At 46.2% G+C, this 277-nt stretch carries 1 pseudogene; it reads left to right on the top strand.

Features of this window, described 5'->3' with window-relative positions:
* Positions 1 to 277 (top strand): annotated as a pseudogene (locus tag JUI58_RS00190) (RNA-guided endonuclease TnpB family protein); the annotation flags it as partial.

Genomic DNA, 277 nt, shown 5'->3' on the forward strand with positions numbered 1-277 from the left:
ATCGTACACCTCGCAAGCATCGTTTTTAGATGATGATTTCTTGCCGACATTCGGTGCAAAACCCGAAAGCTGGAAGCCATCAGGAAAGCGAGTTAAGTGGGGATTGTATTGTACTCAGAATGGTTTGTTCGTCAATGCTGACTGCAACGGAGCAGCGAATATTTTAAGAAAAGTAGCGGTAACTTTAGGGCTGTGCCTTAAAGGAGTCAGTAGCGGCGCTTTGACTACGCCTGTAAGAGTCCATTATTGGACTGCTTCCGAATCCCCGTCTCTTTAG

Origin of the sequence: Spirulina sp. CCY15215, from assembly GCF_016888125.1 — a bacterium.
Classification (GTDB): domain Bacteria; phylum Cyanobacteriota; class Cyanobacteriia; order Cyanobacteriales; family Spirulinaceae; genus CCY15215.